Origin of the sequence: Herminiimonas sp. CN, from assembly GCF_000622895.1 — a bacterium.
In the GTDB taxonomy this organism is placed as follows: domain Bacteria; phylum Pseudomonadota; class Gammaproteobacteria; order Burkholderiales; family Burkholderiaceae_D; genus AVCC01.
Map to the genome: position 1 here is coordinate 1 of NZ_AVCC01000006.1, position 17,112 is coordinate 17,112.

General features: G+C 59.2%; 9 protein-coding genes. 4 read left to right on the forward strand and 5 right to left on the reverse strand.

What is annotated here, in order from left to right:
* The first annotated feature begins 667 nt into the window (after positions 1-667).
* The 4 genes from HMCN_RS0102625 (at position 668) to fusA (ending at position 8,528) form a co-directional block, all read left to right on the forward strand.
* On the forward strand, positions 668-1,273 hold the full coding sequence (locus HMCN_RS0102625) for a DUF4337 domain-containing protein (protein ID WP_025915915.1): 606 nt from the start codon (positions 668-670) through the stop codon (positions 1,271-1,273).
* A 108-nt stretch (positions 1,274-1,381) separates the two neighbouring features.
* Positions 1,382-5,440: a Pls/PosA family non-ribosomal peptide synthetase gene (locus HMCN_RS0102630; RefSeq protein WP_081801382.1), complete on the forward strand. Its 4,059-nt coding sequence runs from the start codon at positions 1,382-1,384 to the stop codon at positions 5,438-5,440.
* A gap of 12 nt (positions 5,441-5,452) precedes the next feature.
* Positions 5,453-6,067, forward strand: a complete 615-nt coding sequence (locus HMCN_RS0102635) for a 4'-phosphopantetheinyl transferase superfamily protein (RefSeq protein ID WP_035625504.1) — start codon at positions 5,453-5,455, stop codon at positions 6,065-6,067.
* Positions 6,068-6,413: 346 nt separating this feature from the next.
* Positions 6,414-8,528, forward strand: coding sequence for an elongation factor G (gene fusA, locus HMCN_RS0102640; protein ID WP_025915918.1), 2,115 nt, complete (start codon positions 6,414-6,416; stop codon positions 8,526-8,528).
* 343 nt (positions 8,529-8,871) lie between these two features.
* Here fusA and HMCN_RS0102645 read toward each other — a convergent pair whose 3' ends face one another.
* From HMCN_RS0102645 to HMCN_RS0102665, 5 genes are all read right to left on the reverse strand, one after another.
* Positions 8,872-10,299 carry an aldehyde dehydrogenase family protein gene (locus HMCN_RS0102645; protein ID WP_025915919.1) on the reverse strand — a complete coding sequence of 476 codons (1,428 nt, stop codon included), beginning with the start codon at positions 10,297-10,299 and terminating at the stop codon, positions 8,872-8,874.
* A gap of 26 nt (positions 10,300-10,325) precedes the next feature.
* Positions 10,326-11,354, reverse strand: a complete 1,029-nt coding sequence (locus HMCN_RS0102650; RefSeq protein WP_025915920.1) for a YCF48-related protein — start codon at positions 11,352-11,354, stop codon at positions 10,326-10,328.
* Between the two features lie 11 nt (positions 11,355-11,365).
* A complete protein-coding gene (locus HMCN_RS0102655; RefSeq protein WP_025915921.1) occupies positions 11,366-13,762 on the reverse strand; it encodes an RND family transporter in 2,397 nt (798 codons plus the stop codon).
* A gap of 78 nt (positions 13,763-13,840) precedes the next feature.
* On the reverse strand, positions 13,841-15,502 hold the full coding sequence (locus tag HMCN_RS0102660) for a DUF1302 domain-containing protein (protein WP_025915922.1): 1,662 nt from the start codon (positions 15,500-15,502) through the stop codon (positions 13,841-13,843).
* A gap of 155 nt (positions 15,503-15,657) precedes the next feature.
* On the reverse strand, positions 15,658-17,043 hold the full coding sequence (locus HMCN_RS0102665) for a DUF1329 domain-containing protein (RefSeq protein WP_035625507.1): 1,386 nt from the start codon (positions 17,041-17,043) through the stop codon (positions 15,658-15,660).
* Between the last annotated feature and the right edge of the window lie 69 nt (positions 17,044-17,112).

Genomic DNA, 17,112 nt, shown 5'->3' on the forward strand with positions numbered 1-17,112 from the left:
GGCGTGCTACTTTACCCGCTCTCGCAGATGGGCGGACAAGACAATGACAAAGGAAAGGAAATAAGTGGCGCGTCGACCGGAACACGCACGAACCAAAAATGCGCGAGGGTCTTAAGTAAAAACTTTCCAGTACTACCAAGTGGAGTATTATTTTATGTGCGCTAATTTTAATATGCGGAAAATAATATAAAAATATTCATACTCCCTGTTTATTAAAATCTCCGGCGCCCAGCCTCCAAGCCCGTTCGCACTTCCCAGGCGCTCGCGGACAATACCAACTCCCGCGCAATTCCTGCTTGCATATACTTTTACCGAAACCGGTCAACCAATTCTCCTGCATCGCGTTTACCGCCCATGCGCTTTCTACATTCACGCTGCTTGCGATGAAATTTCAAAAAGATGCATGCGGCGTGTCTTTTTCTGTTCCGCCGAAGGGGTGCTGCAACTGCGCCGGTCCGACTCAAAACACCAAAGCATCCGTGTTCGGCAAAGCCGGTACGCTTGGCTTTGTTGATTGGACGCCACACTGCAGGAGCCATAATCCGATCAAGCGCTTTCCGAGCGCCCGAAAATAATATACCGTCTTTTTTTGCTCGCCTCGGAGCCGAATGAACATGGCGATTACGCTACGAGCAGCTTTACCTCTTCCTGACCTGCCAATCAAAACATGGACATCAACCCTTTGGACACAATCGAATCACTGGACGACGCCGGCACCAAAGACCGCGCATCGATGCGGCTGAACATGCTGGTGGCAATTACGGTGGCGATCCTGGCAACCTTCTTGGGCATCTGCAAAGTCAAGGACGACAATATCGTGCAGGGCATGCAGCAGGCGCAGGCCAACAAGCTCGATCACTGGGCGTTTTATCAGGCGCGCAACATCCGGGAAGAAATCGCCAAATCGACGCTGATGCAACTGCGCCTGGCGGCCGCCGGACGCCCGCCGGCGGAACAGGGTGCTTACGCAACGGCAATCAGGGATTATGAAAAAGTTGTTGCGGAGCAAGCCGGCAAAAAGGCGGAGCTGCAGCAGCAAGCGGACCAGGACCAGAAAGATTACGATGCCGCCAACTTCCGCGACGATCAGTTCGACCTGTCGGACGCGTTGATCGCGATTGCGATTTCCTTGTTGGCGGTCACCGCACTGACGCACCAGCGCTGGCTGTACTTTGCGGCACTGGTGCCGACCGGATTCGGGATCCTGATGGGTCTGGCCGGGTTGCTGGGCTGGTCGCTTCATCCAACCGCGCTAATCCAACTGCTGTCCTGACAAAGGCGCCGATTCCGCAATTCAAATTCACGCATAAACCCGTAATCCAATCCTGTTTTTCATTTATCTTGCAGACCGGAATCAATTCCGGTCTGCGCATTGTTTTATATGACTCAATCTCCACTTGCCGACCTCGACCTTTCCGCAACCATTGCCGACCATCTTCATGAAGTCGCGCATCCCGACATCCTGCTTGGGCCAATCGAACCTGAACTGATCCGCCATGAAATTCTGGCCGACCTGCTCGAAGCCACTGCCGCGCGCATGCCGCATCAGGTTGCGTTGATTTTCGGCGCACGGCAGTTGACTTACCATGATCTCAATGAGCAGGCCGGACGGGTCGCGGCACGATTGATCGAAGCGGGCGTGCGCCCCGGCCATATCGTCGGCCTGTGGTTGCCGCGCGGCATCGATTTACTGGTGATGCAGGCCGGCATTGCCAAGGCCGGCGCAGCATGGCTGCCGTTCGACGCCGACACGCCGGTGGAGCGGATCGCAATCTGCCTTGAGGATGCGCATGCGGCCGGCATCGTGAGTTGCGAACAGTTTGTTCCGGAACTCGGGCGACAGGCGCACAAGGTATGGGTGGCCGAGACCCTGCTGAGCCCGATCGCGTCGCCGCAGGCGCTGCTGCAACGGCACAAGGCGCTGTCGCAGCACCCGGCCTATGTGATTTACACGTCTGGCTCGACCGGCAAGCCAAAAGGCATCGAAATCACGCAGGGCAGCATTTGCCACTTCCTGCGCAGCGAAAATGCGGTGCTCGGCGTGCGCGCCGGCGACCGCGTGTACCAGGGCTTTTCGGTCGCGTTCGACATGTCGTTCGAGGAAATCTGGATCAGCTACCTGGTCGGCGCCACGCTTTGGATCGCGCCCAAGGAAGTGGCCTGCGACCCCGAAGCGCTGCCGCGCGCGCTGGCCGAGCACCAGGTCACGGTGCTGCATGCGGTGCCGACCCTGCTGGCTCTGTTCAGCCAAGAGATACCGAGCCTGCGTCTGATCAACCTCGGCGGCGAAATGTGCCCGCAAGCGCTGGTCGGCCGCTGGACCCGGCCCGGCCGCCAACTGTTTAACACCTACGGCCCGACCGAAGCCACAGTCTCGGCCAGCCTGGCCGAGTTGCAGGCGGAGGAGCCGGTCACGATCGGCATTCCGCTGCCGAACTACGGCATGCTGATCATCGACCCCGCCAGCGCAGACCAGTTGACGTTGTTGCCGCGCGGCGCAACCGGCGAGCTGTGCATCACCGGCCCCGGCATCGCGGCCGGCTATCTGGGCCGACCGGACTTGAGCGCGGAGAAATTCCTGCCCAATCCGTGGGCTTGCGGCACCTCGGACCGGCGCCTGTACCGCACCGGCGACCTGGCGCGGATCGATGCCGACGGCCGGGTGCAATGTCTGGGGCGCACCGACGATCAGGTGAAGATCCGCGGCTTCCGGGTCGAGCTGGGCGAAATCGAAGCGGTGCTGGCGCGCCAACCCGGCATCGGCACCGTGGCGGTGGTGCTGCAGCACGACGCCGGCATCGACCAGCTGATTGCCTTCATCGTGCCGGAAAACAACACCGATGTTTCCACCGCCGCCTTGCGCCAGGCGCTCGGCGCCTGCCTGCCGCCGTATATGGTGCCTGGGCAGTTTGTGACGCTGCCAGAGATGCCGCGCCTGACCTCGGGCAAGATCGACCGCAAGACGCTGAAAGCCCAGCCGCTGGCCTTCGGCAACGCCGCTGCGGCGGATTCGGACCAGCCCGAAACGCCGGCCGAAGTCGCGCTGTTCGCCGCACTGGCCATACTCTTTCCCGGCCAGCCGATCCGCCGCAGCGCGGATTTCTTTTCCGATCTGGGCGGCCACTCGCTGTTTGCGGCGCGGCTGGCGTCCGCCCTGCGCGCCGAACCGCGCTTTGCCCACGTGACGGTGCGCGACATTTACCAGAACCGCACCATCGGCCGCATTGCGGCGGTACTGGGCGAAGCGCAGGAAGCCGGGCCGGCGCTGGATCTGAGCTGGCAGGCGCCGTCGGCCCTGCAGCGCTGGCTGTGCGGCGCGGCGCAGGCCGCCGCCGTACCTTGGCTGGTGGCGCTGCGCATGATGCAATGGCTGGCGCCGTTCTTTACCTACCACTTCTATACCGGCGACCCGGACGACTCGATTGCGCTGGCCATCTGCGCCTCGGTCGGCGTATTCCTGCTGACGACGGTGCTGGAATTCGGCCTCGCGATTGCCGGCAAATGGCTGATCGCCGGCAAACTCAAGGCCGGCCGCTATCCGCTGTGGGGCCTGACCTATTACCGCTGGTGGCTGGCGGACCGGATGATCGAGGCGGCACCGACCTATCTGCTGAGCGGCTCTTCGCTCTACGCCTGGTGGCTGCGGGCGCTCGGCGCAGAAATCGGACCGGATGTGGTGATCGGTTCGATCACGCTGCGCGCCCCCGACCTGCTGCAGATCGGCGCCGGCAGCAGCATCGGCAATGCGGTCAACTTCGAGAACGCCCGGGTCGAGCACGGCGAACTGCGACTCGGCATGATCGCCGTCGCGCAGGAGGCGTGCATCGGCTCCTATGCAGTGCTGGAAGGCAATACCAGCATCGGCGCCTTCGGCCATCTGGAAGGCCAGTCGGCCCTGAGCGATGGGCAGGCGGTGCCGGCCGACCGGATCTGGAGCGGCTCGCCGGCGCGCGACACCGGCGCCTTCGACCCCGCAACCAACCCGGCGCGCCCGGCGGTCTCGCGCACCCGGCTGGCGGGCGAGGCAGCGTTCTTTGCCTTTGGAGCGCTGCTGATCACGATCCTGTTTTTCATGCCGGTGTTTCCGAGCTTCATCCTGATCGACTGGCTTGACAATACCGAGCGCTTTCCGTGGCTGGAGACTAATCAGCTGCCGTTTCAACTGATCAAATATTTTGTGCTGGCGTTTCCTGCCACCGCAGTGCTGATCGTCTGCACTGCGCTGCTGTCGGCCGGGATCCGCTGGAGCGTGCTGCCGCGCCTGCAGGCCGGCAGCTGGCCGGTGCACAGCAACGTCTATTGCAGCAAATGGCTGGTCAACCAGATCCAGGAATCCAGCCTGAGCGTACTGCACGGCGTGTATGCCACGGTGTTCGCGCCGTTCTGGTACCGCCTGCTGGGCGCCAAGGTCGGCCGCGATGCCGAAATCTCGACCGCGCTGGGCGTGGTGCCGGACATGCTGACGCTGGGCGACGAAACCTTCATCGCCGACGCGGTGCTGCTGGGCGATGAGCAGATCGACGGCGGCTGGATGCGCCTGCAACCGACGGTGATTTCGCGCCGCAGCTTCGTCGGCAATGGCGCCTACATACCGGACGGCACCACCTTACCGGAAAACGTCCTGATCGGCGTCCATTCGCGCGCACCGGACAACGCACTGATGCGCGACGGCGACACCTGGCTCGGCTCGCCGCCGATCAACCTGCCGGCGCGCGAACAGGTACGCGGCTTTCCGGAGGAACTCACCTTCCATCCGTCACGCTGGCGCCGGCTCGGCCGCACTCTGGTGGAAGCGACCCGCATCGTCACCCCGCACGCGATCGTGATCGCCGTCGGCTACACGCTGGTACTGAACGTGATGCCGCTGGCTGGCGCCGGGCAGTGGAGCGCGGTGGTGCGGATCCTGACCGTCGCCGGCCTGCTGTACGGGGTCGGCACCTTCCTCTTCGTGGTGCTGCTGAAATGGCTGCTGCTGCGGCGCTACCGCCAATGCAGCGTGCCGATGTGGACGCCCTTCGTCTGGCTGTCGGAAGCCGTCACCAACCTGTACGAAGGCATCGCGGTGCCGAACCTGCTGGTCTACCTGCGCGGCACGCCCTGGCTGCCGCTGGCCTTCAATCTGCTGGGCTGCCGCATCGGCCGCGGCGTCTACCTCAACACCACCGACATCACCGAATTCGACTGCGTGAGGATCGGCGACCACAGCGAACTCAACGCCCTGTCCTGCCCGCAGACCCATCTGTTCGAAGACCGGGTGATGAAGATCGACCATGTCAGCATCGGCAGCCGGGTCTACATGGGGCCGCGCAGCGCAGTGCTGTACAGCGCGGTGGTGGCGGACAACGTCAAGCTGGGCGCCCTGACGCTGGTAATGAAGGGCGAATTCATTCCGGCCGCATCGAGCTGGCGCGGCTGCCCGGCGGCGCCAGCGCGCCACTAGGGCGCAGCAACCATGGACAGCCCCCTGCTCGCCGTCCATCCCTGGCCCGCATCCGCGCCTCTAGTGCGGGCCGCCAGCCAGGCGCAGGGAGATTTGCTGGTGGTTGGCGTAGCCACGCCAATGAGCAGCAATCGGGATTTCGGCCGGGCCCAGATTCGGCAGGCGCTACGCGCAGCGCTGGCCATCCTGCTTGATCTGCCGCCGGAAGAAATCGAACTCCGGTCGGTGCCGGGGCAGCCGCTGCGCATCGCCCGGTCCAACCCGCCAGGCATGCGCATCGGGCTGTCCGTCAGCCACCAGCCCGGCCTGGTGCTGGGGGCGATCTGCCTGCAGGGCGCGGTCGGCATCGACCTGATGCGGGTCGAATACCATGCAGAACAGGATTGGCAAGCGGTGGCGCGCGACTACCTGGGCCCACACGCCTGCGCACGGATCACCCGCCATCCGCCCGCGCTGCGCCCGCAAGCCTTCGCGCAGGAATGGACCCGCCTCGAAGCCGGCCTGAAATGCCACGGCCAGGCGCTGACCGAATGGCAGCCCGCGCTGGAGCGCAGCATGCAGCGCTGCCGCCTCTCCGGGCTGGCCCTGCCGGCCGGCCTGGTCGGCAGCGTCGCCACCTGCTCCTGAGCCGCCGGCACGCGCGGCAAGACATTGCGCAACATCGGCGCCGAGAGTTGCGTTATCGAATTGACAGATGCGCGCTTGGGCAATATAAATAATCCATGTTGCTCCTGCCCACCAAAAATACCGAAGGCATCAGGCAAGGCGCAGCGGGATTGCGCAACGGCTGCGGATCGCCTGAAATACTACTATCCGTATGTTTTTTATCCGCAATGAAGTATTAGGAAAAATGGCATTAAAATGACGATACCCTCTATTTTTAATCGATAACGCCGGATCGCAAAACAGGTTGCTGCAGGCCGTTCCCTTGCCGCGCAAGGCGCAAGACGAATTTTCCAAAAAGGAAAGCATCGTGACTCGCAAAACACCCCTCGCGCAGTACCGCAACATCGGCATCTGCGCCCATATCGACGCCGGCAAGACCACCACCACCGAGCGCATCCTGTTCTACACCGGCGTCAGCCACAAGCTGGGCGAAGTCCACGAAGGCCTGGCCACGATGGACTGGATGGAGCAGGAGCAGGAGCGCGGCATCACCATCACCTCGGCGGCCACCACCTGCTTCTGGCAAGGCATGGCCGGCAATTACCCGACACACCGCATCAACATCATCGACACCCCGGGCCACGTCGATTTCACGATCGAGGTCGAGCGCTCGATGCGGGTGCTGGATGGCGCCTGCATGGTGTACGACGCGGTCGGCGGGGTCCAGCCGCAATCCGAAACGGTGTGGCGCCAGGCCAACAAGTACCGGGTGCCGCGGCTGGCCTTCGTCAACAAGATGGACCGGGTCGGGGCCGACTTCTTCCGGGTCCGGCAGCAAATCGGCGAGCGCCTGAAAGGCAACCCGGTGCCGCTGCAGATACCGGTCGGGGCCGAGGAGAATTTCCACGGCGTGATCGACCTGATCAAGATGAAGGCCGTGATCTGGGACGACGCCTCGCAAGGCGTGAAATTCGAATACCGCGAAATCCCACCGGCACTGCTGGCCAGCGCCCGGCAATGGCAAGACGCCATGCTGGAAGCTGCGGCCGAAGCCAGCGAGGAATTACTGCAAAAATACCTGGACGGCGTGGCGCTGACCGAAGCTGAAATCAAGGCTGCCCTGCGCGCCCGCACCATCGCCGGCGAGATCGTGCCGATGCTGTGCGGCAGCGCCTTCAAGAATCGCGGCGTGCAGGCGCTGCTGGATGCGGTGATCGACTTCCTGCCGGCGCCCAGCGACATTCCGCCGGTGGCCGGCCACGACGAGCACGACCAGGTAGTCGAGCGCCGCGCCAGCGACGATGAAAAATTCGCCGCTCTGGCCTTCAAGATCATGACCGATCCGTTCGTCGGCCACCTGACCTATTTCCGCGTCTACTCCGGCGCGATGCACTCCGGCGACACCGTCTACATTCCGCTCAAGGGCAAAAAGGAAAGGGTCGGCCGGGTGCTGCAGATGCACGCCAACCACCGCACCGAAATCAGCGAAGTCTACGCCGGCGATATCGCGGCAGCGGTCGGCCTGAAGGACGTGACCACCGGCGATACGCTGTGCGACCCGAACGCCATCATCACGCTGGAACGCATGGTATTCCCGGAGCCGGTGATTTCGCAGGCGGTCGAACCGAAAACCCATGCCGATCAGGAAAAAATGGGCATGGCGCTGAGCCGGCTGGCGCAGGAAGACCCGTCGTTTCGGGTACGCACCGACGACGAATCCGGCCAGACCATCATCTCCGGCATGGGCGAACTGCACTTGGAAGTGCTGGTCGAGCGGATGCGGCGCGAATTCGGCGTCGCCGCCAGCGTCGGCAAGCCGCAGGTGGCATTCCGCGAAACCATCCGCAAGACCTGCGAATCGAGCGAAGGCAAATACATCAAGCAGTCCGGCGGGCGCGGCCAGTACGGCCACGTGGTGCTGAAGATCGAACCGCTGCCGCACGGCCAGGGCTTCGAATTCGTCGATGCGGTCAAGGGCGGCAGCGTGCCGCGCGAATTCATCCCGGCGGTGGAGAAAGGCATCCTGGACACGCTGCCAACCGGCGTCCTGGCCGGCTACCCGGTGGTGGATGTCAAGGTGACGCTGTTCTTCGGCTCCTCGCACGAGGTCGATTCGAACGAAAACGCCTACCGAATGGCCGCATCAATCGCATTCAAGGACGGCTGCCGCAAGGCTGGCCCGGTGCTGCTGGAGCCGATGATGGCAGTCGAGGTCGAAACGCCGGAAGAAAAAACCGGCGACGTGATGGGCGACCTGTCGGCGCGGCGCGGCATGATCCAGGGCATGGACGACATCCCGGGCGGCGCCGGCAAGGCAATCCGCGCCGAAGTGCCGCTGACCGAAATGTTCGGCTACGCCACAGCGCTGCGCTCGCTGACGCAAGGGCGCGCCACCTTCAGCATGGAGTTCAAGCATTACGCCGAAGTGCCGGCCGGCATTGCCGAAGCGATGATTCATTCGCATCGTGGTCAAGAACCGTAGCAGAAACTGAATGCGAATTCATGCTGGGTGACGCGCAATAAAAACACTGCTGCCGCTCTTGTGGTTCAGGACGGTTCCGGCGCGTTGCGCTACTGCCCCAGGTGATGAGAGAGCTCGACCTGAAGCATGCGTTCTGCCAGCATTTTTTTGCGCTGCCAAAACAGCCCCGCACCGGCAGGCTGTCAGGGGCAATCCCGTCAAGCAACTCGCGCGCCTGCGTCACATCACGAACTTACCCGCCTGCCAGGACGAAGCAGTTCTCTGCGCAGCACTGCTCTGATGCTGCACTGTACCGTTCCGGCATCGTGACCGGTCACATTGGTCCAGGATATCCAAGAAATCATCATTTCATAATTTTCAGGGTTTGGATGGAGGTATATTCTTCCAGTCCATAGCGCCCGAACTCGACACCAATCCCAGACTGCTTTACTCCGCCAAAAGGTGCATCAGGCTGGATCGCACCATGTTCATTCACCCATGCTGTGCCACACTCAAGACGCAGCGCCAATTCTGCAGCCTTGGCCCGGTCGTTTGACCAGATGGAGCCTCCTAGCCCATTGGGGCTGTTGTTTGCGCGACGAATGACATCATCAATGTCGGAGTATTTGATTACGGGCAGGATAGGGCCAAACGGTTCCTCATCCACGAGGCGGATGCCGTCGGTGACATCCGCCACCACCGTTGGCTCGTAGAAATAACCCACCCCGTCCATCACTCGACCGCCGCAAAGGAAACGGGCGCCGTGACTCCGGGCATCTTCTGCCAACTCCTGAACGAAGCTTAGTTGGGCCTGATTTTGCACCGGACCCAACTGGGTTTCGGGACTCATGCCATTCCCAACGATCGTCTTCCGTGCGATGCTCGCAAGTTCAGCGCACAGTTCTTCGTAGATACTCTCGTGTACGTAAAGGCGCTTGAGACATGCACAAGTCTGACCGTTGTTATTGAAGGCGACGCCAAACAGCTTGGATGCAATCGCCTTTGGGTCCACATCGGACAGCACTATGCCAGCGTCGTTGCCGCCAAGCTCCAGTGTCATGCGCTTTAAGTTGCCAGCGGCATTTTGCATAATCTGCTTGCCGGTCGGGGTCGAGCCGGTGAACACAATTTTGTCAATCCCGGGGTGCTTGGCAATGGCCGCGCCAATCCCGGATCCGGATCTTCCGGTCACAATGTTCAACACTCCCGGTGGCAGGATGGCATTGGCTAGCTCGACGAAACGTAAGGTCGCCACCGGGGTAAGTTCGGAGGGCTTGAGCACCACTGTATTTCCGGCACGCAGAGCCGGAATAACGTGCCAGATGGCAATCATCAGCGGCCAGTTCCAAGGAGTGATGGATCCAACCACTCCGAGCGGCTTTCGGTGCACTTCGATGCGTGCCTCATCGTTATCCTGGATCACTTCCACCGGCAGTTGCAAATCGGCGGTAACGTGGGTCCATGCGATGGCTCCGCCGACCTCCATTCCCGAACCAACACCATTGAGACCATTGAGAGGTTTACCGTTCTCCTTGGTAACCAATTCCATCAATTCGGGCATATTAGCTTCCAGGGCGGCGCCGATCGCGTGTATCAGGCGCTGGCGCTCCGCGTCCGGAGTGCTGCTCCACGCCGGAAAGGCAGCCCGGGCAGCAACAACCGCGTCATCGACATGCGAAATATTACCCGCCGCAGCCTGAGCAAATGCTTCCCCCGTCGCCGGGTTGATGACCGGAAAGGTACTGTCCGCGAACACCGGCTTGCCATCGATAATCATAAAATAATTTTTCATATGTTTTCCTTTGGTTTCTTGGCTTATTAGTTGTTAGCGACAGCACCAGGCAGGGTTGCCGAAACGACGCCTTTCTTTGAGAAGCGAACAAGGGCCGTCCCACTGCCACCGATAGCGGCGGTCATTGAAAGCCGGTCATCCCGTTGCGTCCATGTAAAGCTAGCACCTTGGTCCTCGCTCTCGACCTGCACACCGTCGAGACCCACAGCGACCACTTTGCCGCCCATCTCGACGATGTCAGTAATTGAACTTTTCGTACCGCTGTTGATGGCCTGCCAGTTTCGTCCATCGTCGGTGCTGCGGTAGATCGTCCCCCGCAAACCGGCAACAAGCAGTGGCCCCTCTTTAAGACCAATGCCTGACCAGAATGAACCCTTGTAATCTGTCTGAATATAATGCCAGGTCCTGCCGCGATCATCGCTGCTCAGGATGGTGCCGCGTTCAGCGGCGACAAAGAGACTGCCTTGATCTGATGCAAAAATCTTAAACAAGTTGCGATCAGCTTTCCCTCCGTTTGGCGGGGTGGGAAGACTTATCGGGTCCCAAGTTTTTCCACCATCACGTGTGGCAAGCACAATGGACCAGAGGCCGACGGCGATACCCTCCTGCCCATCGAAAAAATAGACAGAGAACAACGGACGATCCTCTTTGGTATCCATTCGCTGAATGTGCCAATGCTCTCCTGCGTCGACGGTATTCAGGATCGCTCCCCAGTGACCGACAGCCCAACCGTTTTTATCGTCAGCAAAAGAAACCGCCGTCAGCGTCGATGACACAGGCACTGAGACCGACTGGCGGAAGGTTTTTCCATCATCGTCGGAAAGTAAAATAGTGCCGTAGTCGCCTACTGCGACAATGCGTTTTCCTGCCCTGGCAGCACCAAGGATCGAAGCATGGATGGCAGCGGCCGATTTCTGAGCCGACTGGACTTTCAATTGCATTGCAGCCGCAGAAGGCCCGGGCATCTGGGCATGAACTTCGAGACCCAACGACAGGATGCAGACAAGTCCGCTAGTGGTGAAGCGCCGGCAGAGCATGGGGTATAGAAATCGCATTGTGCTCTCCGTTAGTGACTGAATATACTAGATGCACGTACTGGACTGCGGCGCGGAAACAGCTTCTCAAGCCAGACGGCAAAGGCTGGCAAAACCGTCATGGCCATGACCATGTTAACCATGAACATGAAGGCTAGCAGCTTGCCCATGTCGGCCTGGAACTTGAGATCCGAGAAAGCCCAGGTGGATACGCCAATCGAGAGAGTAATTGCAGTGAAAATGGTGGCGGTGCCAACCTCAAGGATGGAATGTTCAAGGGCCTTGACGATATTCTCGCCACGGGCGAGGTGCATCTGCAGGCGATTGTAAATATAGAAGGCATAGTCGACGCCAATACCCACCGCCAGCACCATGACCGGCAAAGTCGCCACCGTCAGCCCGATTTTCAGCTCCTTCATGAACCAGTAACCGATGAAAGTGCCGACGGTAAGCGGCAAGCAGCATGCCAACACAGCCCGGAAATCACGGTAAACCATGGCCACCAGGAAAATGATGGCGCCATACACATAGAGCATCATCGGCAATTCGCTATGCTCGACCACATCGTTGACGGCTGCCAGTACGCCGGCATTGCCGGAGGCGAGTCGGACAGTGACGCCTTCCATGGTGTTGTTAGTCCGGAAGGCCTTGACCTTCTCGATGACGCGATTGATCGTGGTCGCCTTATGGTCATTCAGGAATAGATGGACCGCAGTCATACTGCAATCCTTACGCATATAACCGCGCATGCGTCCAATTTCAGTGCTTAAAGCTGAATAATTACCCGCGTCAATCGGGATCGCAGCCATTTTTGGATTACCCTCGTTGTAACCCTCGTTGTAGGTCCGCAGTTGCCCGGAATAGGAGATCGCCGACAGCACACCTTCCGTATGCTGCAGATCCCAAACGAACTTATCCTGATAAATGCCGAGCGCGACGTTTTCGCAGGACTCAGGTGGCGCCTCGAAGACGACGGTGAGCCAGTCCAGACCGGTATCGTAGCCATTGGCGATCGCCACGGCGTCGCGGTTGAAGCGCGCCTCGGGGCGCAGTTCAGGGGCACCTGGTTGGAGGGTGCCAATGACCCGATCACTGCTTTGCCATACCGACACGGCAAACACCACCATCGTGACGCCGATGACGATCAATGCGTTTCTCGGCTCGGCAACGCGTGCCAGCACCCGCAGCCAGCGCGCACGCTTTTCGCGTTTGAGCATAGCGGTGTTGGCGTATTCCTTGGTGAAATGGAAGTAGGAGGCGGCGATGGGCAGCATTGCCAGATTGGTGGTGATCTTGAAAAACACCCCGAGGGAGGCGGTGATCGCCAGCTCACGCACCATCGGAATAGGAATCAAAATTAGAGTGATGAAGGAGACAAAAGCCGTCACCAGGGCCAAAACACCTGGAATAAGCAGGCCGGAGAAACTGGCTCGAGCCGCCTCTTCCGTGGTCTTGCCGTCGGAAATCTCGCGGACGATGAAATTGATCTGCTGCACGCCGTGCGAGACGCCGATGGCGAAGACCAGGAAGGGCACCAGCACCGCCAGCGGATCAAGACCGAAACCGAGCAGGCGCAGGGCGCCGAACTGCCACACCAGGGAGGTCAAGGAGCAGATGATGGGCAGGAGCGTGAAACGGATGGAGTGACAGTACCAGTAGACCGCGAAGGCAGTCAGCACCAAGGCAACGGCACAAAATTCCAGGACCGACGAGGCGCCGTCAGCGATATCGCCAATTTGTTTGGCGAAGCCGGTGATCTGAATCTCGAAATTGGCGTCTTCGAATTTCTTACGGATCTGGTCTTCAAGGATCCGGTTGTAGGCAACGTAATCGATCTTTTTGCCGTCCTTGTCCACTTCGGCCAGTTCCGCCACAATCATGGCGCTGGTCTGATCGCGCGAGACCAGTGTGCCGACAAAACCGCCCTGGCTGGCGGAACGCTGGATACCGGCGATAATATCCGGAGTGAGTTGTTCCGGCGTCACGGTACCGGAAATGAGCGGATCGGCGCGAAAACCTTCCTCGGTGATCTCGTTGACGAAACTGTTTGGAGTCCACAGGGACTGCACCCCCAGACGGTCGACGCTTGGCAGGTAAATGACCGCTTGGGTCACTTCATAAAGGCGCGTCAATCCAGCCTGGGTCCAGATGGTATCTTTCTTCGACTTGACGACGATGTTCAGGCGATTGGCTCCCAGCACGTCGTTGCGGTATTTGTTGAAAGTTTCTATGTATTCATGACCGGTGGGCATCTGCTTCTCGAAGCCAGCTTCCATGCGCAGCTGCAGGGCGAAGTAGCCCATGATGGCAGTGAAGATGGCGAGCCAGACAAGGAATGGGGTTCGAAACCGGAAGCAGAAATTCTCCAGCCCCTTTAGGGTTCGAGTCAGAAAGCGATCGACGTTGTCGACGCTGAAAAAATTACGCATAAGTTGTTCGTTTGCTGGATTTTGACGTTTTTGGTGGAATCAGGCTGGAGGGGCAGCTTGCCCCTCCAGCAATGCGACTCAGAAGTTGCGGGAAACGAAGGCGCCGAAAAAATCCCGATCCTTGTATGGCTGGTCAAATACGCGTTTTCCTCCCCAGAATTTGGCGTAGTTCACTCCGATTTGCCAACTGGCCGGGTTCTTAACAAAGTTCACGATGAAATTCGCAGACTTCGCGCCTTCCATGAAGGTCGCCATCGGATTCGGCGTGCGTCCTTTGATAGCCTGGAAATAGTAAATTTCGGGAATCACCTGCCAGCCGGGAATGAGGGTGCCATCATAGACCCAGCTGAAATCGAGGTTGTACCCCCAGGAATTCTTTGTACCGACCGACTCCGGCATGCCGGCGGGATCATTTTCCAGCCCCCAGCCCCAGCCGCCGGCAGAAACAACTTCACCGTTATACGATGGCTTGAGGTTCGGATAACGCACCACCACCGCTTCGGCCATCAGGGTCGCGGTGCTGGCCCCACCCAGCGCCTTCAAGATGAACGGATAATCGCTTGGCGTCAGGCTCAAGATGCCAGTCAGGTGCCACTGCAGCTTTTTCTCGTCGACATAGCAATTACCGTTGGTGCCGACACAACCGGTGGCTGGGCTCAGCGATACGGCGTCCTTCGGCCGATAGGACAGCTCAGTGCCGACGGCCCAATCGCCGACAGGGAAGTTGGCGCTGATACCATAGAGCTTGCGATCTTCCGCATAGATCCAACCAGGATTTCCGCTATCGTTGGCGTTGTAGGAAAACTGCGGCGACTTGTCGTGATAAGCCATGGCATAGGCCCCCAGGTTCAGCTGAGTGTCTTTCGGTTGCCAGCGCAGCGACGCACCATACTGACCACTGCTCTTCGCTTTTCCATCGCTCAGGCCATAAGCATCGTGCCCTGCCCCCAGGCCATTGACCATTGACCAATAGCTGCCGGTCGGCGGAAAGTAGTTCTTATTCCAGTTCGTCTGCACATACGCTTCCAGATTCATCCCCTGCCCGATGCCCGTGGCGAAGCTGACGATCGGCGCCGGCAAAAACACTTCCTTGAGCTGGGTTCCGGGCTGGGAGAGACGCATCAGATCCAGGGCGTTGGTCTGATTGATGCCCCCCGGCAGGAACAGACTTTCGCCCCAACTGATGACCTGATTGCCGGCACGCACGCGAGCGCGCTCCTCACCGATTGCAAACTCCTTGCTCACCCATAGATCAAGGAGGCGCGCCTTGAAATTCAAGTCGTCTCTGGCATCGTCCGGCTGCGAAGCGCCTGTCGGATTTCCGGCACTGATGTAGCCCGTTGTCTGCGTCGCGCTGAAATCTTTTAACCAGCTCACGCGGGCCATGAATTTGACGTTTTCCGGCATCTTCAAGAGCAACTCATGCGTTCCCTTGAGGTAGGTGGTAAAAGCATCGCCTTTTCCATAGTTCAGGTTACCCTGATCCCCCAGTCCGGAAACCGCCTCTGTGCACCCGGTAGGCGCCCCCGCCCCGCTCGGCCCCGGATTACCTGTAAAAAGACCCGCCGAGTCTTTCAGAACCAGCCCGCATGACGTATTTTTGGCGCGAACTCCAATTCCAGCCGAAACTGTCGAGTCGAAGTTGCCACTCACGTTTTCAGTCTCGAACGTGAACGCCATCGCACCACCCGCGTAGGCCATGAGTACACCCAGCGTGATTTTTTTCAAATGCATGTTCATTGTCCCCCTCCTTATTTTTAGTTGTTATGCCGCGACTGCAAAGCAGCTATTCCGATTTGCAGTAAAAATGAGAACAAGAAGCATGGGCTTGCCATACATTCAGTAGGACAAGCCCATGCAACGCTATTATCTTTTTTAATACGAAATGGAATTAATCAGCGCTCGCTGATCGCGCGGAGATTGTCTGAGGTGTAGAAGCTCTCCTTGAACTTGGCGTCGGCTGACTCGACAAACCAGCGCATGTCCTTGCCGGCACCAAGGGAACTCTGATCGAAGACATGGCGGTTATCCACCAGGTTGTACTGGACGAAGGCCGGGTTGTCGCAACTGCCCGTCTCGAAAACCGGAATCACGTAGCCTTCACGAACCTTCCAAAGCTTGCCTTGTGCATCGTAATCATCAGCGACCACGATTGCCCAACTATCCTCGTCCACATAAAACGTCCGCTTGGGCGCGACATGGCGAACCCCCTGCTTGACCGTGGCCTCCACCACCCAGACGCGGTGCTGTTCGTAGCGGCGGCTGGCGCTAGCCACGCCATCCTGCTTAACAACATCGTGCAGCTTCACATTCGGATCGTACATTCCGAAAGAGTTGTAACCGACAATGAGTTCCTTTTTACCCACCAGTTTCCAATCAAAACGGTCGATGGTGCCATTGAACATCCGCGGCTCATCCATCGTATATTGGTTCTCGAAGCCGATCTGTGGAGCATCGTAAGCATAGGTCGGCATGCGACGAACCCGCCTCTGGCCCGGGAAATAATAGAAAACCTCATTGCCCTTGTCGAGATAATTGGTAATGGCCAATGCCTGACCGGCCAAAGCCGTGGGCGACTTATACGCGAAATAAGTGAAATACTCGACCGGCGGCAGCTGAGAGAGTTGGGCGGCGCCTTTTTTACCCCAAGGAAAGTAGTAAGTCTGGGTCGAACCTGCATCAACCCACTCCGACCCACCTTGGCGAGGCGACAATGAAGTATACAACGTCGGCCATTCGAAACCGATGCCGGCATACTTCATCTTCACGTTCCACATTACCTCAGTCCCGGTTTTGGGAATGGCAAAAGGGATGCCTGGCACGGTCGCCTCCTTCAGGCTCCAGCCATCTCCCGCCAGCTTGGCTGCGGTGACGTTTTTCCTGGTATTTTCTACTACAAAGTCCGGATTGCCGCATGTGCGGTGTGTCGGATAAACATTCATCCGATACCCCTTGCTCTGCTTAAGCAACTGGATCTGGCCGGGAGAAAGCTTGTCGGCGTATTTGTCTAAGTTAGAGGCATCGATCGTATAGAGAGATTTTTCCCCACTGTGCTTCCAGTGCTCCGCACGGCTCTTGCCATAAACCCAGCCAGGGGTCGGCGCCTCGGTGCCCTGCCAGGCAGGGATTGAGCCATCCTTATTGCCCCCCCGTTCTGCGCCAACAGGCGTAAGTTCCTTGCCGAGTTTTGCGGCGTCCGCGTCAGTAGCCGCATCAACAGCGTTGACGCCAAAAAGTGCCGATACGACTACACCGATCTTCAATGCTCGAAATTGAATCATTTTGTCTCCTGATTGACTTGTCGGCTCTCTTAGTAGGCCGATTTTTATCTTCATGCTCGAATTGAGTTT

Bases quoted from the DNA above. Each gene is read 5' to 3' on its own strand.
- HMCN_RS0102625 (WP_025915915.1), top strand. From the start codon at position 668: ATGGACATCAACCCTTTGGACACAATCGAATCACTGGACGACGCCGGC.
- HMCN_RS0102630 (WP_081801382.1), top strand. From the start codon at position 1,382: ATGACTCAATCTCCACTTGCCGACCTCGACCTTTCCGCAACCATTGCC.
- HMCN_RS0102635 (WP_035625504.1), top strand. From the start codon at position 5,453: ATGGACAGCCCCCTGCTCGCCGTCCATCCCTGGCCCGCATCCGCGCCT.
- HMCN_RS0102645 (WP_025915919.1), bottom strand. From the start codon at position 10,299: ATGAAAAATTATTTTATGATTATCGATGGCAAGCCGGTGTTCGCGGAC.
- HMCN_RS0102650 (WP_025915920.1), bottom strand. From the start codon at position 11,354: ATGCGATTTCTATACCCCATGCTCTGCCGGCGCTTCACCACTAGCGGA.
- HMCN_RS0102655 (WP_025915921.1), bottom strand. From the start codon at position 13,762: ATGCGTAATTTTTTCAGCGTCGACAACGTCGATCGCTTTCTGACTCGA.
- HMCN_RS0102660 (WP_025915922.1), bottom strand. From the start codon at position 15,502: ATGAACATGCATTTGAAAAAAATCACGCTGGGTGTACTCATGGCCTAC.
- HMCN_RS0102665 (WP_035625507.1), bottom strand. From the start codon at position 17,043: ATGATTCAATTTCGAGCATTGAAGATCGGTGTAGTCGTATCGGCACTT.